Origin of the sequence: Streptomyces sp. NPDC001380, assembly GCF_042895785.1 — a bacterium.
Classification (GTDB): Bacteria; Actinomycetota; Actinomycetes; order Streptomycetales; family Streptomycetaceae; genus Peterkaempfera.
Genome location: NZ_JBIAWP010000002.1, coordinates 126,547 through 147,339, shown reverse-complemented (window position 1 = coordinate 147,339; position 20,793 = coordinate 126,547). Strand labels below are relative to the sequence as shown.

Here is a 20,793-nt window from a genome sequence, read left to right as displayed (position 1 = left end):
GGGGGTTACTCCTTGGAGTCTGCCGCGCCGGCGCCCGCGGGGCGGGGCTCCTGTGCCGCGGCCTCCGGGTGGCTGCGGACGATGGCGTCGCGCAGCACCTCCCGGTCGTCGAAGGGTCGGATCTCGCCGCGGACGTACTGGCCGAGCTCGTGGCCCTTGCCCGCGACGAGGACGGAGTCGCCCGCATGGGCGCGGGCGACGGCGGCGGCGACCGCGTCGGCCCGGGAGGGCACGACCAGGACGTCGCCGCGCTCCGCCTCGGGGACCTCCAGCGCGCCGCCGAGCATGGCGGCGAGGATGGCGAGGGGGTCCTCGGTGCGGGGGTTGTCGCTGGTGAGGACGGCGGTGTCGGCGAGCCGGGCGGCGATGGCGCCCATGGGGCCGCGCTTGTGCGGGTCCCGGTCGCCGCCGCAGCCGACGACGAGGTGCACGCGGCCCTTGGTGACCTCGCGCAGCGACTCCAGGACGGACCTCAGGGCGTCCGGCTTGTGGGCGTAGTCGACGACGGCGACGAACGGCTGGCCGGCGTCGACCCGCTCCATGCGGCCGGGCACGCCGGGCACGGCGGCGACGCCCGCCACCGCCTGCTCCAGCGGCAGCCCGGCGCTCGCCAGGGCCGCGATCGCGGCGAGGGCGTTGGCGACGTTGAACGGGCCGGGCAGCGGCACCGAGGCGTCGGCGGCGGCGCCGTCCGGGCCGACCACGCGGAACGTGGAGTCGGCCGGGCCCAGGTGGACGGCCTCGGCCCGCCAGTCGGCGTCCGGGTCGCCCTCGGCGGAGAAGGTGGTGACCGGGATGCCCGCCTCGGCGGCGAGGCGGCGGCCGTAGGGGTCGTCGAGGTTGACCACGCCCCGGCGGGCGCGGCGCTCGGTGAAGAGCTGCGCCTTGGCCCGGAAGTAGTCCTCCATGTCGGGGTGGAAGTCGAGGTGCTCCGGCGTCAGGTTGAGGAAGACCGCGACGTCGTAGACCACGCCGTCGACCCGGCCGAAGACCAGGGCGTGGCTGGAGACCTCCATGGCGACCGCGTCGGCGCCCTGCTCGCGCATCAGCGCGAGGACGGCGTGCAGGTCGGTGGCCTCGGGGGTGGTGCGCTCGCTCGGGATGCGGCGGTCGCCGACCCGCATCTCCACGGTGCCGATGACGCCCGGGGCGCGCCCGGCGCCGCGCAGGCCGCCCTCGACCAGGTACGAGGTGGTGGTCTTGCCGCTGGTACCGGTGACGCCGACCATGAGCAGGTCCTCGGCGGGCCGCCCGTACACGGCGGCGGCGAGGGCGCCCATGCGGGCCCGCGGCTCGTCGACGACGAGGACCGGCAGGCCGCAGGCGGCCGCCTGCTCCGCCCCGGCCGGGTCGGTGAGCACCGCGACGGCCCCGGCGGCGGCCGCCCGGTCGGCGAAGGCCGCGCCGTGGTGGTTGGCGCCGCCGAAGGCGACGTACACGTCGCCGGGGCGCACCGCCCGGGAGTCGTGGGTGATGCCGGTGACCTCGGCCTCCGCGGCGGCCCCGGCCACGGCGGCGGACGGGACCGGGCCCAGCAGGGCGGCGGCCTCGGCGAGCGGGGTCGGCCGCACCGCGTCGGGGCGGGGCGGGCCGGGGTGCTTCGGGGGCTGATCAGGTTTCGGCACGGCAGGCAGGGTATCCGGAGCGGCGGCGCCCGGGCCACGCGAGAGGCCGGGGGCGGACCCCGCGGGCTCCTGGGGTGTGATCGAGGTCACGTCGGCTCTCCTGTCGCTGCTCACGGGGAGGGCTTCCACTCGACGGGGAGCCCGGGGGCTGCGGCACCGCTGGGCGGCACCTGGAGGGACTTCAGGGCGAACTCCATCACCTGCTTGAACACCGGCCCGCACAGCTGGCCGCCGAAGTGGCCGTTGACCGGGTCCTGGATGGTGCAGGAGACGGTGAGCCGGGGCCGGTCGGCGGGGGCGAAGCCGATGAAGGAGGCGGTGTAGCCGGAGTAGCGGCCCGTCCTCGGGTCGACGCGGTTGGCGGTGCCGGTCTTGCCGGCGACCCGGTAGCCGGGGATCTGCGCCCTGGCGCCGGTGCCCTGCTCGTCGGAGACGACCGACTCCAGCATCCGGGCGAGGGTCCCCGCGGTCTGCGGGCTGACCACGCGGGTCCGCCCGGGGGCGGGGGCGGGGGTGAAGCGGCCGTCGGGGCCGGTGGTGCCGCGCACGAGGCTCGGGTCGACCCGCACGCCGCCGTTGGCGATGGTGGAGTAGACCGAGGTCGCCTGGAGGGCGTTGAGCGAGAGGCCCTGCCCGAAGGGGATGGTGTACTGCTGCGAGCCCTGCCAGTCGGCCGCGGCGGCGAGGATGCCGCGGGTCTCGCCGGGGAAGCCGAGGCCGGTGGGGCGGCCGATGCCGAACTTCCGCAGGTAGCCCTCCAGGACCCGGTTGGACTCCTTCTGGGTCTTCCCGAGGTGCTCGGCGGCCTCGATGGTGCCGATGTTGGAGGACTTGGCCAGCACCCCGTTGAGGGTGAGGTACCAGGTGCCGTGGTCGACGTCGTCGTGGAAGATCCGGTCGGCGCGGTGCAGGGTGCCGGGGACGGTGACGTGGGTGTCCCAGGCGGCGGTGCCGGTGTCGAGGACCGCGGCCATCGTCATCAGCTTGGCGGTGCTGCCGGGCTCGTAGGCGTCCTGGAGGGCGGGGTTGCCGAGGGCGCCGGGGGCGGCGTGGGCGAGGTCGCCGGCGTTGAAGCCCGGGGCGGTGGCCATGGCCAGCACCTGCCCGGACCGCACGTCCTGCACGATGACGTAGCCCTTCTCCGCGCCCGCCGCCCGCACCTGGTCGGTGATGGCGCGCTGGGCGGCCCACTGGATGTCGCGGTCCAGGGTGAGCCGCAGGGTGGAGCCGGGGACGGCGGCGCGCTCGTGGAAGCCCGCGGTGGGCACCAGCTGCCCGCCGGACTGGGCGTACGTGATGCGGCCGTCGCGGCCCGCCAGCTCGGCCTGGTACTGCTGCTCCAGGCCGCCCGCGCCGAGGCCCTCGCCGTTGACGAAGCCCACGACGTTGGAGGCCAGGCCGCCGTCGGGGTAGACGCGGCGGCTGGTCCCGCGGTGGAAGACCCCGGCCAGCACGTCGGCGCAGCCCGCGTCCACGGAGGTGCGGCCGCCCTGGTCCGCGGGCCTGCCGACCTGCGCGGCCTGCGCCTGGCAGGCGGGTGTGGCGGCCTGCTTGGCGAAGGCCGCCTTGAGCGCGCTGATCTGGGTCCAGGCCTGCGGCGGCTGGCGGCCGGCGAGCAGCGCGTACCGCTTGCCGGGGGCGCTGAGGGCGGCGGCGAGCCTCGCCCGGTCGGTGCCGAGGATCGGGGCGAGCAGGGCGGCGGCCTGCTGCGGCGCGTCGGGGACCTTCGTCTGCGCGGGGGTGAACATCGTCGGGTCGGCGGTGATGTCGTCGGCGTCGACGGTCGCGGCGAGGACGGCGCCCGAGGCGTCCGTTATGGCACCGCGGTCGGCGGGGAGCACGTCGTCGACGTACCGGTTGACGGCGGCCTCCCCGGCGAGGGCGGAGGCGTCCACCAGCTGGAGCTGGACGAGGCGGCCGACGAAGAGGGCGAGGACGGCGGCCAGGACGGCGGTGACCACCCGCAGCCGGCGGCGGGGGTCGCCCAGGCGGATGGCCTTCCCGGCGGACCCGCGGGCCGCCGGGGGGCGTCCGGGCAGGGCGGGGCGGCCCGGACGCCCCTCGCGGTCCTGGGGCCTCTCACGGTCCTGCCCGCGGTCCTGCGGCCTCTCGCGGTCCTGCCCGCGGTCCTGCCCGCGGTCGGGCCGGCCGGTACGGGGGCGGGGCGGGCGCGGCGCGGCGGCCCCGGCCGCCGGGCGGCCGCCCGCGGGCCGGGGGGCGGGGGCGGGCCGGGGGGCGGGGGCGGGCCGGGCCGCCGCGGGGCGGCGGGGCCGGCGGGGTTCGTCGGTCACCGGGCGGCACCCCCCGCGGCGGCCGGCGCGGCCTGGATGGCGCCGTCGGCGCCGGCGGGCGCGGGCGCGGCGGCCTGGGGGCTGGGGCTGGGGACGCTCCACAGGGCGCCGGAGGAGCGGGTGACCGGCGGGGTGCCGACGGCCTTGCCGGGCTTCCCCAGCACCGTGCCGTCGTCCCGGAGGAAGGCGGGGCTGCCGCCGGGGACCATGCCGAGCCCGCGGGCGCGCCGCTCCAGCGCGTCCGGGGCGGACAGCTGCGCGATCTGCTGCTCCAGGCTCTGCTGCTCGTCGGTGAGCCGGGTGGTCTCGCTCTGCAGGCGCGACAGCTCGAAGGAGCCCTGGTTGAGCGCGGTGTTGAGGGTCAGCAGGCCGATCAGGCCCGCCGCCAGCAGCACCACCACCAGGACGGCGAAGGGCGTGCGGCCGCGGGCCGGCCGGCGGGGGGCGGAGAGCCGGCGGACGGTCGGACGCGGCCCGGCCCCGGGGCGTCCCGGCTGCCGCCGCGCCCCCGCCGTCCCCGCTGCGGGCACCCTCAACTCCCTGCTCCTTCCCTCCCCCGGCGGACGCCCCGGGCGCCGCCGCAGGGCCGCTAGCCCCGGTCCGCCTTCCGCTCCCTGATCCTCTCCGCCGCGCGCAGCCTGGCCGGGGCGGCGCGCCGGTTCTCCTCGATCTCCGCCTCGGTCGGCAGTTCGGCGCCGCGGGTGAGCAGCCTCAGCCAGGGCTGGTACTCCTCCGGGACGACCGGCAGGCCGGGCGGCGCGGTGCTGGTGGCCCCGGCGGCGAGGTACTGCTTGACGAGGCGGTCCTCCAGGGAGTGGTACGAGAGGACGGCGATGCGGCCGCCGACCGCGAGCGCGTCCAGCGCGCCGGGGATCGCCCGGTCGAGCACCGCCAGCTCGCCGTTGACCTCGATGCGCAGCGCCTGGAAGGTGCGCTTGGCCGGGTTGCCGCCGGTGCGGCGGGTGGCGGCGGGGATGGCGTTCCGCACCAGGTCCACGAGGCGGGCGCTGGTGGTGAACGGCTCCTTCTCCCGCTCGCGGACGATCACCGAGGCGATCTTCTTGGCGAACCGCTCCTCGCCGTACACCTTGAGGATGCGGGCCAGCTCGCCGTGGCTGTAGGTGTTGAGCACCTCGGCGGCGCTCAGGCCCCGGGACTGGTCCATCCGCATGTCCAGCGGGGCGTCCTGGGCGTACGCGAAGCCGCGGTCGGCCTCGTCGAGCTGCATGGAGGAGACGCCGAGGTCGAAGAGGACGCCCTGGACGCGGGGGATGCCGAGGCGCTCCAGCACGGCCGGGATCTCGTCGTACACGGCGTGCACCAGGGACGCCCGGTCCCCGTACGGGGCGAGGCGCCGCCCGGCGAGCTCCAGCGCGGCCGGGTCGCGGTCCACCGCGACCAGCCGGGCCTCGGGGAAGGTCCGCAGCAGCGCCTCGCTGTGGCCGCCGAGGCCCAGGGTGGCGTCCACGACGACGGCGCCGGGCTCGGCGAGGGCGGGGGCGAGGACGTCCAGGCACCGCCCGAGCATCACCGGGACGTGCCGGGGGCCCTGCTCCTGCCCGGTCGCCCGGCCTCCCGCGGCGGCGGTGCGTGCGGGGTCGTCGGTGCTCATGGCGGGGAGGGGCCCTTCTCGTGGTGCCGTCGCCCCGGGGCGGGGCGCCGTGCCGTCCCATGGTGGACGACGGCCCGCCGGCCCGGTCGCGCGGGGTCGGGGGCGGCCGGGAGGGGGCCGCGCGCGGCGGGGCCCGCGCGGGGTGCGGACGCGGCGTCTGGTCCCCGCCCGCTCACTGGGGGAAGTGACCCTCCTGGCGCCGGGGAAGGGGAGCCAGGGGGTGCGGAGCGGGAGGAGGCCGGGCGCAGCGTCCGGCGGGTGGGGGCGGGGGCCGGCGGGCGTCGTCCCGCGGTGGACTGACGGCGTGTGACGACCCGTGGCGCTCCGCCGTCACTCTACTCCACCGCCTGCCGGGGTCAATCGTCCGCGACGGCGCACCACCCGTGCGGCGCACCGCGAAAGGCCAGGTCGGCGGGGAGCGGGGCGGCGGCGGCCGGGGCGCACCGCACCCGGTCCCGCGCCGGGCGGCCACCCGGGCGGGTGAAGGTCCGGCGGACGGGCGCGGACGGGCGCGGACGGGCGCGGTGCCGGCCCGGGGCGGGGCGGGCGGCACCGGGGGCGGCCCGCGGGCGGCTGGGCCGAACCGGCGAGCCGCCTCCGTCCGGTCGGCCGCAAAGCGTCCCCTCCCCGGGTGACACGGGGCGCCGCGACGGGACAGGGCCCCCGGAACCGGTGATCGGGTGCCGGTGAGCCCCGCAGCCCCCTGCCCCGAGTGAGGTCGTCCGTGCGGAACCAGCGCAGCACCGCCCCCCGTCCGAGAGCGGCCGTCGCCGCGGCCGCCTGCCTGCTGGCGGTCGGCGCCCCCGCCGCGGCCCGCGCCGAGGGCCTGCACGTCTTCTCCGGGCAGACGGCGCACCGGGTGCTGGACCTGGTCAACGAGGAGCGGTGGCGCGCCGGGTGCGGGTCGCTGGTCCTGGAGGAGCGCCTGAACGCCTCCGCGCGGGAGCACAGCCGGGACATGGCCGTCCGCCACCTCATGTCGCACCAGGGATCCGACGGCTCCGGCCCGGTGGACCGCATCCGGCGCAGCGGCTACCGCCCCTCGGCCTGGGGCGAGAACGTCGCCCGCGGCTACGGCAGCGCCGAGGAGGTGGTGCGGGCGTGGATGTCCAGCCCCGAGCACCGCTGGAACATCCTCGACTGCGAGTACCGGGAGATGGGCCTCGGGGTGGCGGATCCGGGCGACTACTGGACGCAGGACTTCGGCACCCCGCGGTAGCACCCCGCGGTAGCGCCCCGCGCGACGGCCCCGTCCGGCGGCGCCCCCTCCCCGCCTCCCCCGTCCGGTTCCGCCCTCCCGCCCCGGCCCGCCCCACCCCGGTCCGGTCCGCAGCGCCCTCCCGATCCCGGGCAAAGCGGGCGTGTCGCCCGGCCGGGTGACTTGTGACACCGATGCAGGGAAGAATGCGTGGGGCAGGCCGGGTCCCCGCACCACCTGGGGCGGCCTGCCCGCGTGCCCGGAGCCGGGCGGCCGGTCCCCCTGGAACCGATCAGCCGGGGTGCGCGTAATCCGGGGTGGAGGGGCCGGTCCCTGGACCAGGAACGGCCGACAGGACGGGTCCGAGGAGCAGCGGGTGACGACCTTCAACGAGCGTGCCGGTCTCGACGGTCAGGGACCGGCCGGCGCCGCCTACCCCCGGGCGGGTGCGCCGGTGCCGGAGTTCCGGCGCGGGCCCGCGGCGCTGGACGAGCTCCGGGCCGTCGTGGAGCGGGTGCGGTCGTCCGTGGAGAGCGTCATCGAGGGCAAGCCGGAGGCGGTGCGGATCGCGCTGACGGTGATGCTGGCCGAGGGCCACCTGCTGATCGAGGACGTGCCCGGCGTCGGCAAGACGATGCTGGCCAAGGCGCTGGCCCGGTCGGTGGACTGCACCGTGCGGCGCATCCAGTTCACCCCGGACCTGCTGCCCTCCGACGTCACCGGCACCAACGTCTTCGACCAGAACCGCCGCGACTTCGAGTTCCGCCCCGGCGCGATCTTCGCCCAGATCGTCGTCGGCGACGAGATCAACCGCGCCTCGCCCAAGACCCAGTCGGCGCTGCTGGAGTCCATGGAGGAGCGCCAGGTCACCATCGACGGCACCAGCTACGAGCTGCCGTCGCCGTTCATGGTGATCGCCACCCAGAACCCGGTCGAGATGGAGGGCACCTACCCGCTGCCCGAGGCCCAGCGGGACCGCTTCATGGCCCGCATCTCCATCGGCTACCCCGGCCCCGAGGCCGAGCTGGCGATGCTGGACACCCACGGCGGCGCCTCGCCGCTGGACGACCTGCAGCCGGTGGCGCACGCCCACGACGTGCTGAAGCTCGTCGAGGCGGTCCGGGGGGTGCACGTCGCCGACACGGTCCGCCGGTACGCCGTCGAGCTGGTCGGCGCCACCCGCACCTCGCCCGAGCTGCGGCTCGGCGCCTCCCCCCGCGCCACACTGCACCTGCTGCGGGCCGCCCGCGCGGCCGCCGCACTGGAGGGCCGCGACTACGTGCTGCCGGACGACGTGCAGGCGCTGGCGGTGCCGGTGCTCGCCCACCGCCTGCTGCCCACGGCCGAGACCCAGCTGAGCCGCCGCTCCACCGAGCAGGTCGTCCGGGACATGGTGCAGCGGCTGCCGATCCCGCGTCCGTTCGGGGACCAGGGCGCGCCGCTGCGGAGGGGCTGAGGTGGCCCCCCAGGGCCAGGGGGAGGCGTCGGGACTGCGCACCGGGCTGCGGGGGCTGACCACCCGGGGCCGCTCCTTCCTGGCGGCCGGCCTGACCGCGGTCCTCTGCTCCTACCTGCTGGGGCAGGGCGCCCTGCTGCGGGTCGGCATCCTGCTCGCCGCCCTGCCGCTCGCCTCCGCGGTGCTGCTGCTGCGCACGCGCTACCGGGTCGCCAGCGGCCGCCGCCTCACCCCGCACCGGGTGCCCGCCGGACAGGAGGCACGGGTGCACCTGCGGGTCGACAACGTCTCGCGCGTGCCCACCGGGCTGCTCATGCTGGAGGACCGGGTGCCGTACGTCCTCGGTCCGCGCCCGCGCTTCGTCCTGGACCGGGTGGAGCCGCGCGGCCACCGCGAGGTGTCCTACCGGGTCCGCTCCGACCTGCGCGGCCGCTACCCGCTCGGGCCGCTGCAGCTGCGGCTGTCCGACCCGTTCGGCATGTGCGAGCTGGCCCGGGCCTTCACCGCGGCCGACACCCTCACCGTGGTGCCGCAGGTCGAGCCGCTGCCCCCGGTCCGGCTGGCCGGCGAGTGGACCGGCCACGGCGACAGCCGGTCGCGGGCGGTGGCGCTGGCCGGCGAGGACGACGTGGTGCCGCGCGGCTACCGGCACGGCGACGACCTGCGGCGGGTGCACTGGAAGTCCACCGCGCGCTACGGGGAGCTGATGGTGCGCCGCGAGGAGCAGCCGCTGCGCTCCCGCGCCACCGTCCTGCTGGACACCCGCGGCGTCGGCCACCGCGGCAGCGGTCCCGCCTCCTCCCTGGAGTGGGCCGTCGCCACCGCCGCCTCGGTCGCGGTGCACCTGCTGGAGCGGGGGTACGCGGTGCGGCTGCTCACCGACACGGGGCTGTCGGTACCCGGCACCGCCGGGGAGGGCGGGGCGGCCTCCGAGACGTCGGGGCTGATCCTGGACACCCTGGCCGTGCTGCAGGCGTCGGACGGCGGGGGGCTCTCCCGCGCCGAGGACGTGCTGCGGCTCGGCGGCGAGGGCCTGGTGGTCGCCGTCCTGGGGACGCTCGACGAGGAGCAGGTGGCGCGGCTCGGCAGACTGCGGCGCCGCGCCGGCGCGGCGGTCGCCTTCCTCCTGGACACCGCCACCTGGGCCGCCGTGCGCCCCGCGGCGCACGGCGCGGACGCCGTCGGCGCCGGCACCGGGGAGCGGCTGCTGCGGGAGGCCGGCTGGACGGTGCTGCGCGCCGCCGCCGGGGACACCGCCGCCGCGCTGTGGCGGCAGGCCGACCGCGCCGCCCGGCCGGGGCCGCGGGAGGCGTCGGGGGTGCAGGGCCCGCCCGGGGGCGCGCCGCAGGGGACCGGCACCGGGGCACGGGCCGACGGGACCCGGGCCGACGGAGCCTGGGCCGACGCGGCACGGACCGCCGCAGCGCGGGCCGAGGGAGCACGGACCGACGGAGAGGGGGGTCCGCAGTGACGGGCCGCACCCGGCTGACGCTGTGCTCGGCGGCGGCCGTCATGCTGGTGTCCTTCTGCCTGGAACCGCTGGTGAAGCCCGCGGGGTGGATCCTGCACGCCGCGTTCCTGACCGCGGCCGCAACGGGCGTCGGCGCCCTCGGGCGGCGGCTGCGGCTGCCCCGCCTGCTGATCCCGGCCGCGCAGGTGGCCGCGGTGGGGTGCCTGCTGGCCCTGGGCTTCGCCCGCGACGCCGCCGTGTACGGGCTGGTGCCCGGCCCGGCCTCGGTGAGCCGGCTGGTCCAGGTGCTGCAGGGCGGCGTGAACGACGTCGGCAACTACGGCACGCCCGCGCCGGCCACCCCCGGCCTGCGGCTGATCCTGGTCGGCTCGGTGGCCCTGGTCGCGGTCGCGGTCGACACGCTGGCGGTGACCTACCGGCGGGCCGCGCTGGCGGGCCTGCCGCTGCTGGCCCTGTACTCGGTGGGCACCGGCCTGGACGACCGGGGGCCCGCGTGGCTCTGGTTCCTGCTCGCGGCGGGCGGCTACCTGGCGGTGCTGTTCGCGGAGGGCCAGGACCGGATGTCCCGCTGGGGCCGGGTCTTCCACGGCGCGGGCAGCGGCTCCGGCGGTCCGCTCACCGGCGGCGGCCGGCGGGCCGGGGTGGCGGCGCTGGCGGTCGCCCTCGCGGTGCCGTTCTTCCTCCCGGACCTGGACGGGGGCCTGATCGCGAGCCGCCTGGGCCACGGGGGCGGCAGGGGCGGGGGGACCATCACCGCGATCAACCCGGTGGTGTCCCTCCAGTCCGACCTGAACCAGCCGGACAACATCGAGCAGCTGAGCTACACCACCACCTCGAAGAACGCCGGCAGCATGTACATCCGGGTGGCGGTGTCGGACGACTTCGACGGGGTCGAGTGGCGGCCCTCCCCGCAGCGGGTCGAGGACGTCCCCTCGCCGCTGCCCGACCCCCCGGGGCTCTCCGGCGCGGTGGAGCGCACCGAGGTCACCACCCGGATCGCCGTCGGCAGCCACCTCAGGCAGGAGTGGCTGCCCATGCCGTACCCCGCCTCCCGGGTGGACGTGCCGGGCAGGTGGCGGTTCGAGCCCAACAGCCGCACGGTGGTCGGCGACAACGGGCAGAAGACGCTCGGCCTGTCGTACACGGTGACCAGCCTCGACCTGGACCCCACGCCGGAGCAGCTGCGCGCCGCGGCGGCGCCGCCCGCGGACATCGCCGAGCGCGACCTCGCGCTGCCCGCCGACCTGCCCGACGTGGTCCGCACCACCGCCCGGCAGGTGACGCAGGACGCCGACACCCCGTACGACAGGGCGGTGGCGCTGCAGGACTGGTTCTCCCAGTCCGGCGGCTTCTCGTACAACACCGAGGTGCGGGCCGGCACCGGCATCGACGCCATCACCTCCTTCCTCCGCCGGAAGGAGGGCTTTTGCGTGCACTTCTCCGCCACCATGGCGGCGATGGCGCGCACCCTGGGCATCCCCGCGCGGGTGGCCGTCGGCTTCACCTCCGGCAGCCCCCGGTCCGACGGCAGCTGGACGGTGGGCAGCAAGGACGCCCACGCCTGGCCCGAGCTGTACTTCGAGGGGGCGGGCTGGATCCGCTTCGAGCCCACGCCCAGCCGCGGCACCATGCCCGACTACACCCGGCAGCAGACGCCCGCCGCGCCGGGCGCCGACGACCGGGAGCCGCGGACCAGGCCGACGGCCCGGCCCTCGGCCGGTCCCAGCACCACCCCCGGCTGCACCGTCCAGGAGCGCCGGGCGGGCGAGTGCGGCAAGCCGGTCACGGCCGTGCCCAAGGCGGCGCCGCAGCGGTCGGCGTGGCCGACGGCGGCCGTGCTGGCGGGTGCCGCGGTCGGACTCCTGCTGCTGGCGCTGCTGCTCGTCCCCATGCTGTGGCGGACCAGGCTGCGGCGGATCCGGCTGCGGCCGGTGGACGGCGGCGGGGGGAGCAGGGGCGGGCCGGAGGGCGGGTCCGGACCGCCGGAGCTGACGGAGGCCCAGGTGATCGCCGCCTGGCAGGAGCTGGTGGACTCGGCCTGGGACCTGGGCATCGCACCGGACGGTGCGGAGACCCCGCGCCGCACCCTGGAACGGATCGCGGCGGCGGCGCCGCTGGAGGACGGGCCGCGGGAGGCCGCCGGGCGGGTGGCGCTGGCCACCGAGCGGGCGCTGTACGCGCGCTCCGCGCAGGCGCCGGCCGGGCTGGGCGACGACGTGCGGGCGGCCAGCGAGGGGCTCCGGGCCGCCGCGGGCAGGTGGACCAGGGTGCGGGCGGTGGTGCTGCCGCCGTCCTCGGTGCGGATGGTGTGGCGGGTCGCCGGGCGCTACGCCGCCGTGCGGGACGCGGTCCGGGACGCCTGGTGGTCGGCGCGGCGGCGGGCCGCGGACGCGGTCGGCGGGCTGCTGCGGCGGGGCGGGCGCGGCTGAGCGGGCGCGGCTGAGCGGGCGCGGCGGGGTGGACGCGGCGGGGTGGACGCGGCGGGGTGGACGCGGCGGGGTGGACGGGCACCGTTGAACGGGCGCGGCTGAGCAGGCGCGGGTGGACAGCCGCCGCGGCCCCGGCCGGGCGGCGGGCGGGCTGCCGGCGCCGGACGGACGGGGCGCGGCCGGGGACGGACGGGTGCCCGGGCCACCCCTCCGGGCGGCGGCCGGGCCGTCCGCCCGGGGGCCGTGCCCCGCTCCGGCGGGGCGGGGCGGGCCGGGGTGCGGACCGGTGGTGGTGCAGGCCACCAGGGGCAGGGCGCCGTCACCGGCGGGGACCAGGGTGGGGACGGGGACGGGGACGAGCACGGCCGGGCCGCCGAGGATCCGGCGCGCACGAGGGCGGCGGGCGGACAGTGCCCCTGTCCGCCCGCCGCCCGCCCCGTGCCGCCGCGCCCCGGAGGCGCGGCCCTCAGGGGCCCTGCTGCTCGTCCCGGCGCCGCTGCCAGCGCTGTTCGATGCGGTCCATCATCCCGGCCCTGCGGCGCGGGGCAGGTGCGGAGCGGGGACCCCGGTCGCCGAGTCCGCGCGGTGCGCGCCTCCACCCGGTGACGGCGAGGACGGCACACCCCAGCATGACCAGGAAGCCGACCACACTGACCGGCACGATCTTGGCGACCATGCCCCCCATCAGGAGGCCGACCCCGACCACGAACCCGGCGGCGGCCAGGTAGACGCGCCGGCGGGTGTAGGTGCGCAGTCCGGTTCCCTCAAGCGCTGTCGCGAACTTGGGATCTTCGGCGTACAGCGCTCGCTCCATCTGCTCGAGCAGTCGCTGCTCGTGCTCCGAGAGCGGCACGGAGTCCTCCTACTCGTCGGTCGCGGGGGCGACCGTCGCCACCCCGGCGGGGGTGGCGAGTCCCTTCAGGATAGGCAGGGAGGCGACTCCCCGGAACCCAGCCCGATGCAGACGGACACAGCGCGGTTCCGGACGGTTGCGACTCCGCCATGCCATCCGGGCCCTGATGTGGTCCATATGCCCCATGCGCCTGGCTGCCATGCTTCGTTGCTTTACCCAGATCATACGGTTCGGCGCCCTGTCGTGGTGGGGTCACCCGAAGGTGCGTTGGACCACTCCCGGGCGGCGACCCGCCGTCCCTCCAACGGCGGAAGGGGGCGGGGAGTGCCCGCCGGTCCGTCCGGCGGGTCCGGCGGCCGCCCCGCGCAGCCGCGCCGGAGGGCGGACGGACACGGGCGGACGCGGTCCGGCGGACGGCCGGAGCGGGGGCGGCCAGGCCGGTGGCGCGGGGCGGAAGACGCGGGGCGTCCCGGGCGGTGGCGCGGGGCGGAAGACGCGGGGCGTCCCGGGCGGTGGCGCGGGGCGGAAGACGCGGGGCGTCCCGGGCGGTGGCGCGGGGCCGCCCGGCGGGCGCGAGGGTCGGGCGGAGGGGGGTCAGGCGAGCTCGGCGAGGAGGTGGAGCTGGGTGGCGACCGCGTGGAAGGCGGGCTGCCGGGCGGCGGCCTCCTCCAGCCTGAGCAGCGACTCCAGGGCGCCGGGCTCGCTGTCCACCAGCACGCCGGGGACCAGGTCCGCGAAGACCCGGATGCCGTGCACCGCGAGCACGTGCAGCCCCGCGCCGCCGGCCAGGCCCCGGAGCTCGTCGGCGGTGAAGCGGCGCGGCACGGGGTCGCCGGCGCCCCAGCGGCCCGTCTCGTCCTCCAGCGCGTGGCGCGCCTCCGCGAAGTGGCCCGCCAGGGCGCGGGCGAGGACGGCCCCGTCCCGGTTGGCGGCGAGCAGACTGGCCAGGCCGCCCTTGCGCAGGACCGCCGCGAGGCCGGACAGCGCGTCGGCCGGGTCGTCCACGACCTCCAGGACGCCGTGGCAGAGCACCGCGTCGACGCTGCCGGGCTCGACCAGGTCGGCCAGGGTCTGGGTGTCGCCCTGCACGGCGCGGACCAGGTCGGTGACGCCCGCCTCGGCGGCGCGGCGCTCCAGGGCGAACAGGGCGTCGGGGCTCGGGTCGACCACGGTGACGCGGTGGCCGAGGCGGGCGACGGGCACGGCGAAGTTGCCGGTGCCGCCGCCGGTGTCCAGGACGTCGAGCACCGGCCGGTCCTGCTCCGCGGCCCGGCGGTCGAGGGCCTCGCTGAGCACCTCCCAGACCACGGCGGTGCGCAGGGAGCTGCGGGGACGCGTCGGGTACACGGAGGGACTCCTCGGGCACGGCGGGACGGGACCGGACGGGACCACCTTAGAGCGTGGACCCGGGGCGCGGCGCACCGGCGCGGCCCGACGGCCGGGACCCCGGCGGGCGGCAGGTCGGCAGCCCGCCCGGCGCCGGGACGTCCCGTCAGGAGCCGTGCGGCCAGGGGGGTCGGGTCAGGGGGGTCGGGTCAGGGGGGATCGAGTCAGGGGGTCGGGCTCGGGGGCGCCCGTTCAGCCGGTCCGGGGCATCGGCGGCGCCGGGTCGTCCCCCGCCCCGCCGCGGGCGTCCGGGTCGCCCGCGTCACCGGGGGCACCCGCGTCGCCGAGCGGGAGGGTCGGGTCGAGGTCCGGCCGCAGGGAGAGCAGCCGCTCGACGATCCGCAGGAAGAGCGCGGTGTTGCGGACCAGGTCGTCGGCGTCGCGCAGGGTGGCGGCCCCCTGGATGCCCGCCTCGGCGGCGGCGCGGCGGCGCGCGCCCGCGGCGAAGTACACCGCCCACTCCGCGAGTTCGGGGGCGACCTCGGGGAGGACGTCCCAGGCGCTGCGGATGGCCTTGCGCCTCCGGGGGCTCTTCTCCGGACGGCCCCGCACGGCCAGGACGGCGGCGGAGGTCCGCAGCGCCGCGAGGTGGGCGGCGGCGTAGCGCTCCAGCGGGTCCTCCAGGGAGCGGGCCCCGTCGAGCGTGCGGTGGGCGTGCGCGAGCAGGTCGAGGGCGGCGGGCGGCGCGGCGGCGCGGCGCAGCACGGGGTGGACGTCGGAGGGCGGGCGGTAGGGGGAGCCGCGGTGGCCGGCCGGCCCGCCGCCGGGCCCGCCCCACGGGTGCCCGGCCGGTCCGCCGAGCGGGCCCGGCCCCGCGGCCTGGGCCTGCTGGACGGGCAGGGTGCCCTGGACGGGTCCGCCGCCCAGGCGGATGACACGGGCGTCGCCGCCGGTGGTCGCCATCTGCTCCAACCCCCTTCAGTCGGCGGTCCGGGTGAGGGTCCATCGGCCGGCGGGGTCGAGGCTGAGGTCGTAGACCCCGGCGGCGAAGGCCCGGCCGGGGCTCGCCTCGACCCGCCACACCTCGCGCCCGGCCCGCTCGGCGCGGATGCGGCCCGCCGCCGCGGGCGGGGGCGCCTCGGCCACCGGCCGGGAGCGGCCGGTGGCGGGCGCGGCGGACCGCCGGGCGCCCTCCGGCCGGGGCGCGCCCTCCCGCCAGTGGCCGAGCACCTCGCGGACCGCGTAGACCCGGTCGCGCCAGAGGAAGTGGGTGGGTCTGTCGCCGGTGCCCCGGACCTCGACGGGGTCCGGGTGACGCCTGGTCATGGTGCCTCCTGGCTGTTCCTCGTGCCGACGGTCCGGGCCGCGGGTGCGCCGCCCGGGAACGCCCCGCACCCCCGGTCGAAAACCCGTTCGAACGCCTTCAAGGTAACCCCGTGGTCGGACACCACGTCAACGCCACCCCCTCCGCCCGCCGTGCGGGCCCGAACGGCCCGCACGTCCCATGGTGGACGCCGCCACTGACAATCCGGCCGGAGCGCGAGGGGTGCGGGAGCTCACACCGGGGGCGCACACGGGCCGGACGGACCCGGGCTAGTATTTGAACTGACCAGTCAGTGCAAAAGGGGGAACGACAGATGACCGACCCCGGATCGGGCGCGGCCGTCACGGCGCGGGCCCTGTCCCTGCGCGGTCCGCGCGGCTGGGTGTACCGGGACGTGGACCTCGCCGCCGGGCCCGGCACCCTGGCCGCCGTCGAGGGGCCCGCCGGCTCCGGCCGCACCTCGCTCCTGCTCACCCTGGCCGGGCGCATGCGCCCCACCGGCGGCGAGGCCGCCGTGGACGGGCTGGAGCTGCCCCGGCAGGCGGCGCGGGTGCGGCGGATCGCGGCCCTCGGGCACATGCCCGGCGTCAACCAGCCGGACCCGGCGCTCACCGTGGGCGAGCACCTGCGCGAGCGGCGGCTGCTGCACGCGCCGGTCCTCTCCCTGCTGGGCCGCGGCCGCGACCGGCAGGTGTCCGACGCCCTGGCCCGGGCGGGACTGGCCGTGGACGGGCTGCCGCACGGTGCGCGCACCCCCGTCCGCGACCTCGACGCCCTGCAGCTGCTGCGGCTGACCGTCGGCCTCGCCCTGGCCGGCCGGCCCCGGCTGCTGTGCGTGGACGACACCGACGACCGGCTGCACGCCGGGGACCGCGAGGCCGTCTGGCGGCTGCTCCGCTCCGTCGCCGCGGACGGGGTCACCGTCCTGGCCGCCACCGCCGACGCCGTCGCGGCCGGCGGCCTGGCCGGCCTGGTGGTGCGCCTGCCGGGCGGCCCCGCCGACGACGCCCCGGACGCTCCGCAGGACCGTCCGGGCGACGACGGCCGTCCGGGGGACGACGGCCGTCCGGCGGGCGGCGGGGACCGCGGGGGCCACGGCGGTCGCAGCGGCGACGGCACCGGCAGCACCGGCAGCACCGGCGGCGAGGACCGCCGGGACGACGACGAGAACGAGGGGGAAGCCGCGGATGCGCGCGTTTAGCCTGGCCCGCCTGGAGCTGCGGAGGTTCGCCCGCGGGCGCCTCCCCCGGGCCGCGATGGCGGCCCTGCTGCTGCTCCCCCTGCTCTACGGCGCCCTGTACCTCTGGTCGTTCTGGGACCCGTACGGACGCCTGGACCGGCTGCCCGTCGCCCTGGTCGTCCAGGACCGGCCCGCCACCGTCCACGGCACCCGGATCGACGCGGGCCGGCAACTGGCCGGGGAGCTGGAGCGGCGCCGCGTCTTCGACTGGCGGGAGACCACCCCGCAGGAGGCCGCGGCGGGCCTCGCCTCCGGGACGTACTACCTGTCCCTGACGGTCCCGCAGGACTTCAGCCGGAACATCGGCTCCAGCGACAGCGACCACCCCGAGCGCGGCGCCCTGCAGGTGCGCACGGACGACGCGAACAACTACATCGTCGGCCAGATCTCCCGCTCCGTCTTCACCGAGGTCCGCGCCGCGGCCTCCGCGAAGGCGTCCGCAGGCTTCTACGACCGGATCTTCGTCGCCTTCTCCGACCTGCACGACCGGACGGCGCAGGCGGCCGGGGGCGCCGACCGGGTCCGCTCCGGCGCCGACCGGGCCCACCGGGGGGCGGGCGAACTGGCCGACGGCGCCGACCGGGCCGAGAGCGGCGCCGGGGCGCTCGCCTCCGGCGCGGACCGGGCGCAGCAGGGAGCGGGCGCGCTCGCCGACGGCCTCGCCCGGGCACGGAAGGGCAGCAGCGCCCTCGCCGACGGACTGTCCGGCCTCGACCGCGGCGCGGCGCAGCTCGCCGCGGGCAGCCGCGAGGCCGCCGCCGGCACCCAGCGCCTCGCCGACGCGGTCGACCCGCTCGCCGCGGACGTCTCGCCGCTGCTCCACGGCCACCCGGAGGAGATCGCCGCCTCGGCCCGGCTGGTCGCCGACGCCGCGCACGCGATCTCCGCCGACCTGGGGCGGCTGCCCGCCGCCTCCGCCGCGGCGCTCGCCGACGCACGGTCGGCCGCCGCCCGGATGAACGCCGTGTACGCCGCGCAGTGCCCCGGCGGCTCCCCCGCCGCGTCCCCGGGCCCCTCCGGTGCGGCGGCCGACTGCGCCGCCCTGGGGCGGGCCGACCGGGCCGCCCGCCAGGTGGTGGACGCCGCCGAGCGGGTCGACGCGGCCGTGCGGCGGGCGGGCCCGCGGCTCGACGGCCTGGCGGCGGACGCAGCCCGGGTCGAGCGGCTCGCCCGGCAGCTCTCCCGGCCCGGCCTCGCCCGCGACGTCGACCGGGCGGTCGCCGACGTCCACCGCCTGAACGCGGGCGTGCACCGGCTCGCCGCCGGATCCGCCGAGCTCAGCGACGGCACAGGCCGGGCCCTCGGCGGCGCCCGCGCCCTGGACTCCGGCCTCGGCCGGCTCGCCGACGGCGCCCGGTCGCTCAGCGGCGGCCTGTACCGGCTCTCCGACGGCGCCCGGAGCCTCGACTCCGGGCTGGGGGCCCTCGCCGACGGCGCCGACCGGCTCGACTCCGGGCTCGGGCGGCTCACGGACGGCGCCGGCACCCTGGCGGACGGCCTCCACGACGGCGCCGCGAAAATCCCCGACCACGACCGGGCGCAGCGGGACGCCCGCGCCGCGGCGATGAGCGACCCGGTGCAGCTGGCGAGGAACGAGCTGCACCGGGCGCCCAACTACGGCACCGGCTTCGCGCCCTACTTCATCCCGCTCGCCCTCTGGGTCGGCGCCATGGTCGCGTACATGCTGCTGCGGCCGCTCAGCCCCCGGGCGCTCGCCGCCAACGCGCCCTCCTGGCGGGTGGCGGCGGCCGGCTGGCTGCCCGCCGCCGGGATCGGCGTGCTCCAGGCCGGGGCGCTGCTGGCGGTGCTGCACTGGGGCGTCGGCCTGCAGATGGAGCGGGGCGCCGGGGTGGCCGCCTACCTGGTCCTCACCGTGCTCTGCTTCACCGCGCTGATGCAGTGGCTGAACGCCCGCTTCGGCCCGGCGGGGCGGCTGCTCGCCCTGGCCCTGCTGATGCTCCAGCTCACCTCGGCCGGCGGCACCTACCCGGTGGAGACCAGCCCCGGGTTCTTCGGCGCCGTGCACCCCTTCCTGCCCATGACATATGTGGTGCAGGGGCTGCGACGGCTGATCAGCGGCGGCGGCCTGGCACCGGTGTGGACGGGCTGCGCGGTGCTGGCCGCCTTCTGGGCCGCGGCGCTCGTCCTCACCGCGCTCACCGCCCGCCGCCGCCAGGTGTGGTCGGTGTCCCGCCTCCACCCGGAGCTGGCGCTGTGACGGCGGCCGTGGCGGCCGCGCGGCCCGCCGGCGGCGAGAATGGCGCCATGAGCACCAGCAGCACGCGGCGCGACGCGACCCGGCAGAAGCTGTACGAGGCGGCGGTGACCCTGATCGCCGAGCAGGGCTTCTCGGGGACGACCGTGGAGGAGATCGCGGACCGCGCCGGGGTCGCCAAGGGCACCGTCTACTACAACTTCGGCAGCAAGACCGAGCTGTTCGAGGGGCTGCTGCGGCACGGCGTGGGGCTGCTGACCGACGCGCTGCGGCGGGCGGCGGCGGACCGGCCGCCGCTGGAGGGCCTGGAGGCGATGGTGCGGGCCGGGCTGGAGTTCATCGCCGCCTACCCGTCCTTCGCGCAGCTCTTCGTCGCGGAGACGTGGCGGACCAACCGCGCCTGGCACGACACGCTGCGGCTGCTGCGGGACGAGGCGGTGTCGGTGGTGTCCGGGGTGCTGGACGAGGCCGTGCGGCAGGGCGCGCTGGCGGCGGACCTGGACACCCGGCTGACCGCCTCCGCGCTCTTCGGGATGGTGCTGGTGGTGGCGCTCGACTGGCTGGCCTTCCAGCCGGAGCGCAGCGTGGACGACGTGCACGCGGCCCTGGTGCGGCTGCTGCGGGGCCGCATCCGCGGCTGAGGGCGGCCGGGGGCGGCCCGGGGCGCGTTCGCGGGGCCGCGGGGCGGGCCGTCCCGGCGTCCCCCGGGCCGGCCTCCCCGCGCCGCCCCCCGGGTCCCGCTCCGCCGCCCCGTGTCGGCGGTGCGGGACCCGCGGCCGGCTCCCCCGCGACGGCCGTGCCCGGCCGGTCCCGGGGGGAGCACGGGCCCCGTGTCCCCCGTGGCCCGTGCTCCCCGCCGGCCCCCGTACCCGCCGGGCACCGTCCGTCGCGCCCGGGCCGGCGGCGCCTCGCGGCCCGCCGTCCCGGTCCCCACACTCTGCCGTCCGCGCAGGTCGGACGGCATCCGCACAGGTACTCAGAACCGCGGGCGAGTACCTCTGAGTACGCGTACTCAGGTTCCCCGGACGCCGGGCCGGGCGGAACCGGCCGCCGCGGTGCGGACGTCCCCTCCCCTACCCTGTGGAGGGGCCCCGGGACCGCCGGGAACGAGGGAGGCGGACGTGTCGATCGTCCCGATGATCTTCACCAGCGGCTGGGCGAGCGGCATCAACGCCTACGCGGTGGTGCTGCTGCTCGGCCTCTTCGGCCGGTTCGGCGGCGCGGACTCGGTGCCGCCCGCCCTGGAGCGCACGGACGTGCTGGTCGCGGCCGGCGTGCTCTTCCTGTTCGAGGCGGTGGCCGACAAGATCCCGTACGTGGACTCCGCGTGGGACGCCGTCCACACGGTGGTCCGCCCGGTGGCGGGCGCCACCGTCGGCGCCCTGATGGCCGGTCACGCCGACGGCTCGCTGGGCGAGGTCGCGGCCGGCGCGGTGGGCGGCACCACCGCCCTGCTCAGCCACCTCACCAAGGCGTCGCTGCGGATGGCGGTGAACACCTCGCCCGAGCCCGCCAGCAACATCGTCGTCAGCACCGCGGAGGACCTCTCCGTCGCCGGGATCGTGACCCTCGCGGTCTTCCACCCCGTGGCGGCCGCCTCGATCGCGGGCGCGCTGCTGCTGGCCGGGCTGCTGCTGGTCTGGTTCGCCGTCTCCCGCATCCGCCGCTTCCTGGAGCGGCGCCGCGAGCGCAGGGCGCTGCGGGCCGCCGCCGCGGGCGCGGCGCAGCCGGCCGCGGGGCGCCGTTAGGATCC

At 78.3% G+C, this 20,793-nt stretch carries 16 protein-coding genes; 8 read left to right on the top strand and 8 right to left on the bottom strand.

What is annotated here, in order from left to right; all coding sequences use genetic code 11:
* Positions 1 to 5: 5 nt before the first annotated feature.
* From ACFY07_RS03430 to rsmH, 4 genes are read right to left on the bottom strand one after another with little or no spacing between them, the layout of a single operon-like run.
* Complete coding sequence (locus tag ACFY07_RS03430) at positions 6 to 1,715, bottom strand: UDP-N-acetylmuramoyl-L-alanyl-D-glutamate--2,6-diaminopimelate ligase (protein ID WP_390867167.1); 1,710 nt, start codon at positions 1,713 to 1,715, stop codon at positions 6 to 8.
* A gap of 20 nt (positions 1,716 to 1,735) precedes the next feature.
* On the bottom strand, positions 1,736 to 3,916 hold the full coding sequence (locus tag ACFY07_RS03425; protein WP_390867165.1) for a penicillin-binding transpeptidase domain-containing protein: 2,181 nt from the start codon (positions 3,914 to 3,916) through the stop codon (positions 1,736 to 1,738).
* Positions 3,913 to 4,452, bottom strand: a complete 540-nt coding sequence (locus ACFY07_RS03420; RefSeq protein ID WP_390867164.1) for a septum formation initiator family protein — start codon at positions 4,450 to 4,452, stop codon at positions 3,913 to 3,915. Before ACFY07_RS03420 ends, ACFY07_RS03425 begins: the two co-directional genes overlap by 4 nt.
* A 53-nt stretch (positions 4,453 to 4,505) precedes the next feature.
* Positions 4,506 to 5,528 (bottom strand): 16S rRNA (cytosine(1402)-N(4))-methyltransferase RsmH, encoded by a 1,023-nt coding sequence (gene rsmH / locus ACFY07_RS03415; protein ID WP_390867163.1) that lies wholly within the window; start codon positions 5,526 to 5,528, stop codon positions 4,506 to 4,508.
* A gap of 724 nt (positions 5,529 to 6,252) precedes the next feature.
* Here rsmH and ACFY07_RS03410 point away from each other — a divergent pair.
* From ACFY07_RS03410 to ACFY07_RS03395, 4 genes are all read left to right on the top strand, one after another.
* Positions 6,253 to 6,747, top strand: a complete 495-nt coding sequence (locus ACFY07_RS03410) for a CAP domain-containing protein (RefSeq protein ID WP_390867162.1) — start codon at positions 6,253 to 6,255, stop codon at positions 6,745 to 6,747.
* A gap of 433 nt (positions 6,748 to 7,180) precedes the next feature.
* Positions 7,181 to 8,182, top strand: a complete 1,002-nt coding sequence (locus ACFY07_RS03405) for a MoxR family ATPase (protein ID WP_230648369.1) — start codon at positions 7,181 to 7,183, stop codon at positions 8,180 to 8,182.
* A 1-nt stretch (position 8,183) separates the two neighbouring features.
* Complete coding sequence (locus tag ACFY07_RS03400) at positions 8,184 to 9,653, top strand: DUF58 domain-containing protein (protein WP_390867161.1); 1,470 nt, start codon at positions 8,184 to 8,186, stop codon at positions 9,651 to 9,653.
* A complete protein-coding gene (locus ACFY07_RS03395) occupies positions 9,650 to 12,082 on the top strand; it encodes a transglutaminaseTgpA domain-containing protein (protein ID WP_390867160.1) in 2,433 nt (810 codons plus the stop codon). Before ACFY07_RS03400 ends, ACFY07_RS03395 begins: the two co-directional genes overlap by 4 nt.
* 466 nt (positions 12,083 to 12,548) lie before the next feature.
* Here the strand turns inward: ACFY07_RS03395 and ACFY07_RS03390 are convergent, their stop codons facing one another.
* From ACFY07_RS03390 to ACFY07_RS03375, 4 genes are all read right to left on the bottom strand, one after another.
* Positions 12,549 to 12,935 (bottom strand): DUF3040 domain-containing protein, encoded by a 387-nt coding sequence (locus ACFY07_RS03390; RefSeq protein WP_230648212.1) that lies wholly within the window; start codon positions 12,933 to 12,935, stop codon positions 12,549 to 12,551.
* A gap of 594 nt (positions 12,936 to 13,529) precedes the next feature.
* Positions 13,530 to 14,282: a methyltransferase domain-containing protein gene (locus ACFY07_RS03385; RefSeq protein WP_230648213.1), complete on the bottom strand. Its 753-nt coding sequence runs from the start codon at positions 14,280 to 14,282 to the stop codon at positions 13,530 to 13,532.
* Between the two features lie 231 nt (positions 14,283 to 14,513).
* Positions 14,514 to 15,026: an SAV_6107 family HEPN domain-containing protein gene (locus tag ACFY07_RS03380; protein WP_390867402.1), complete on the bottom strand. Its 513-nt coding sequence runs from the start codon at positions 15,024 to 15,026 to the stop codon at positions 14,514 to 14,516.
* A 213-nt stretch (positions 15,027 to 15,239) separates the two neighbouring features.
* The gene (locus ACFY07_RS03375) at positions 15,240 to 15,587 is read right to left on the bottom strand and encodes a DUF6504 family protein (protein ID WP_390867159.1); all 348 of its coding nucleotides are present in this window, start codon (positions 15,585 to 15,587) and stop codon (positions 15,240 to 15,242) included.
* 311 nt (positions 15,588 to 15,898) lie between these two features.
* Here ACFY07_RS03375 and ACFY07_RS03370 point away from each other — a divergent pair, with 311 nt between their 5' ends.
* From ACFY07_RS03370 to ACFY07_RS03355, 4 genes are all read left to right on the top strand, one after another.
* On the top strand, positions 15,899 to 16,786 hold the full coding sequence (locus ACFY07_RS03370) for an ATP-binding cassette domain-containing protein (protein WP_390867158.1): 888 nt from the start codon (positions 15,899 to 15,901) through the stop codon (positions 16,784 to 16,786).
* The gene (locus ACFY07_RS03365) at positions 16,773 to 19,043 is read left to right on the top strand and encodes a YhgE/Pip family protein (RefSeq protein WP_390867157.1); all 2,271 of its coding nucleotides are present in this window, start codon (positions 16,773 to 16,775) and stop codon (positions 19,041 to 19,043) included. Before ACFY07_RS03370 ends, ACFY07_RS03365 begins: the two co-directional genes overlap by 14 nt.
* A gap of 47 nt (positions 19,044 to 19,090) precedes the next feature.
* Positions 19,091 to 19,681: a TetR/AcrR family transcriptional regulator gene (locus tag ACFY07_RS03360; protein ID WP_390867156.1), complete on the top strand. Its 591-nt coding sequence runs from the start codon at positions 19,091 to 19,093 to the stop codon at positions 19,679 to 19,681.
* Between the two features lie 480 nt (positions 19,682 to 20,161).
* The gene (locus ACFY07_RS03355; protein ID WP_390867155.1) at positions 20,162 to 20,788 is read left to right on the top strand and encodes a DUF4126 domain-containing protein; all 627 of its coding nucleotides are present in this window, start codon (positions 20,162 to 20,164) and stop codon (positions 20,786 to 20,788) included.
* The last annotated feature ends 5 nt before the right edge of the window (positions 20,789 to 20,793 follow it).

Excerpts from the sequence above, each read along its gene's own strand:
- ACFY07_RS03365 (WP_390867157.1), top strand. The coding sequence starts at position 16,773 with ATGCGCGCGTTTAGCCTGGCCCGCCTGGAGCTGCGGAGGTTCGCCCGC.
- ACFY07_RS03375 (WP_390867159.1), bottom strand. The coding sequence starts at position 15,587 with ATGACCAGGCGTCACCCGGACCCCGTCGAGGTCCGGGGCACCGGCGAC.
- ACFY07_RS03360 (WP_390867156.1), top strand. The coding sequence starts at position 19,091 with ATGAGCACCAGCAGCACGCGGCGCGACGCGACCCGGCAGAAGCTGTAC.
- ACFY07_RS03370 (WP_390867158.1), top strand. The coding sequence starts at position 15,899 with ATGACCGACCCCGGATCGGGCGCGGCCGTCACGGCGCGGGCCCTGTCC.
- rsmH (WP_390867163.1), bottom strand. The coding sequence starts at position 5,528 with ATGAGCACCGACGACCCCGCACGCACCGCCGCCGCGGGAGGCCGGGCG.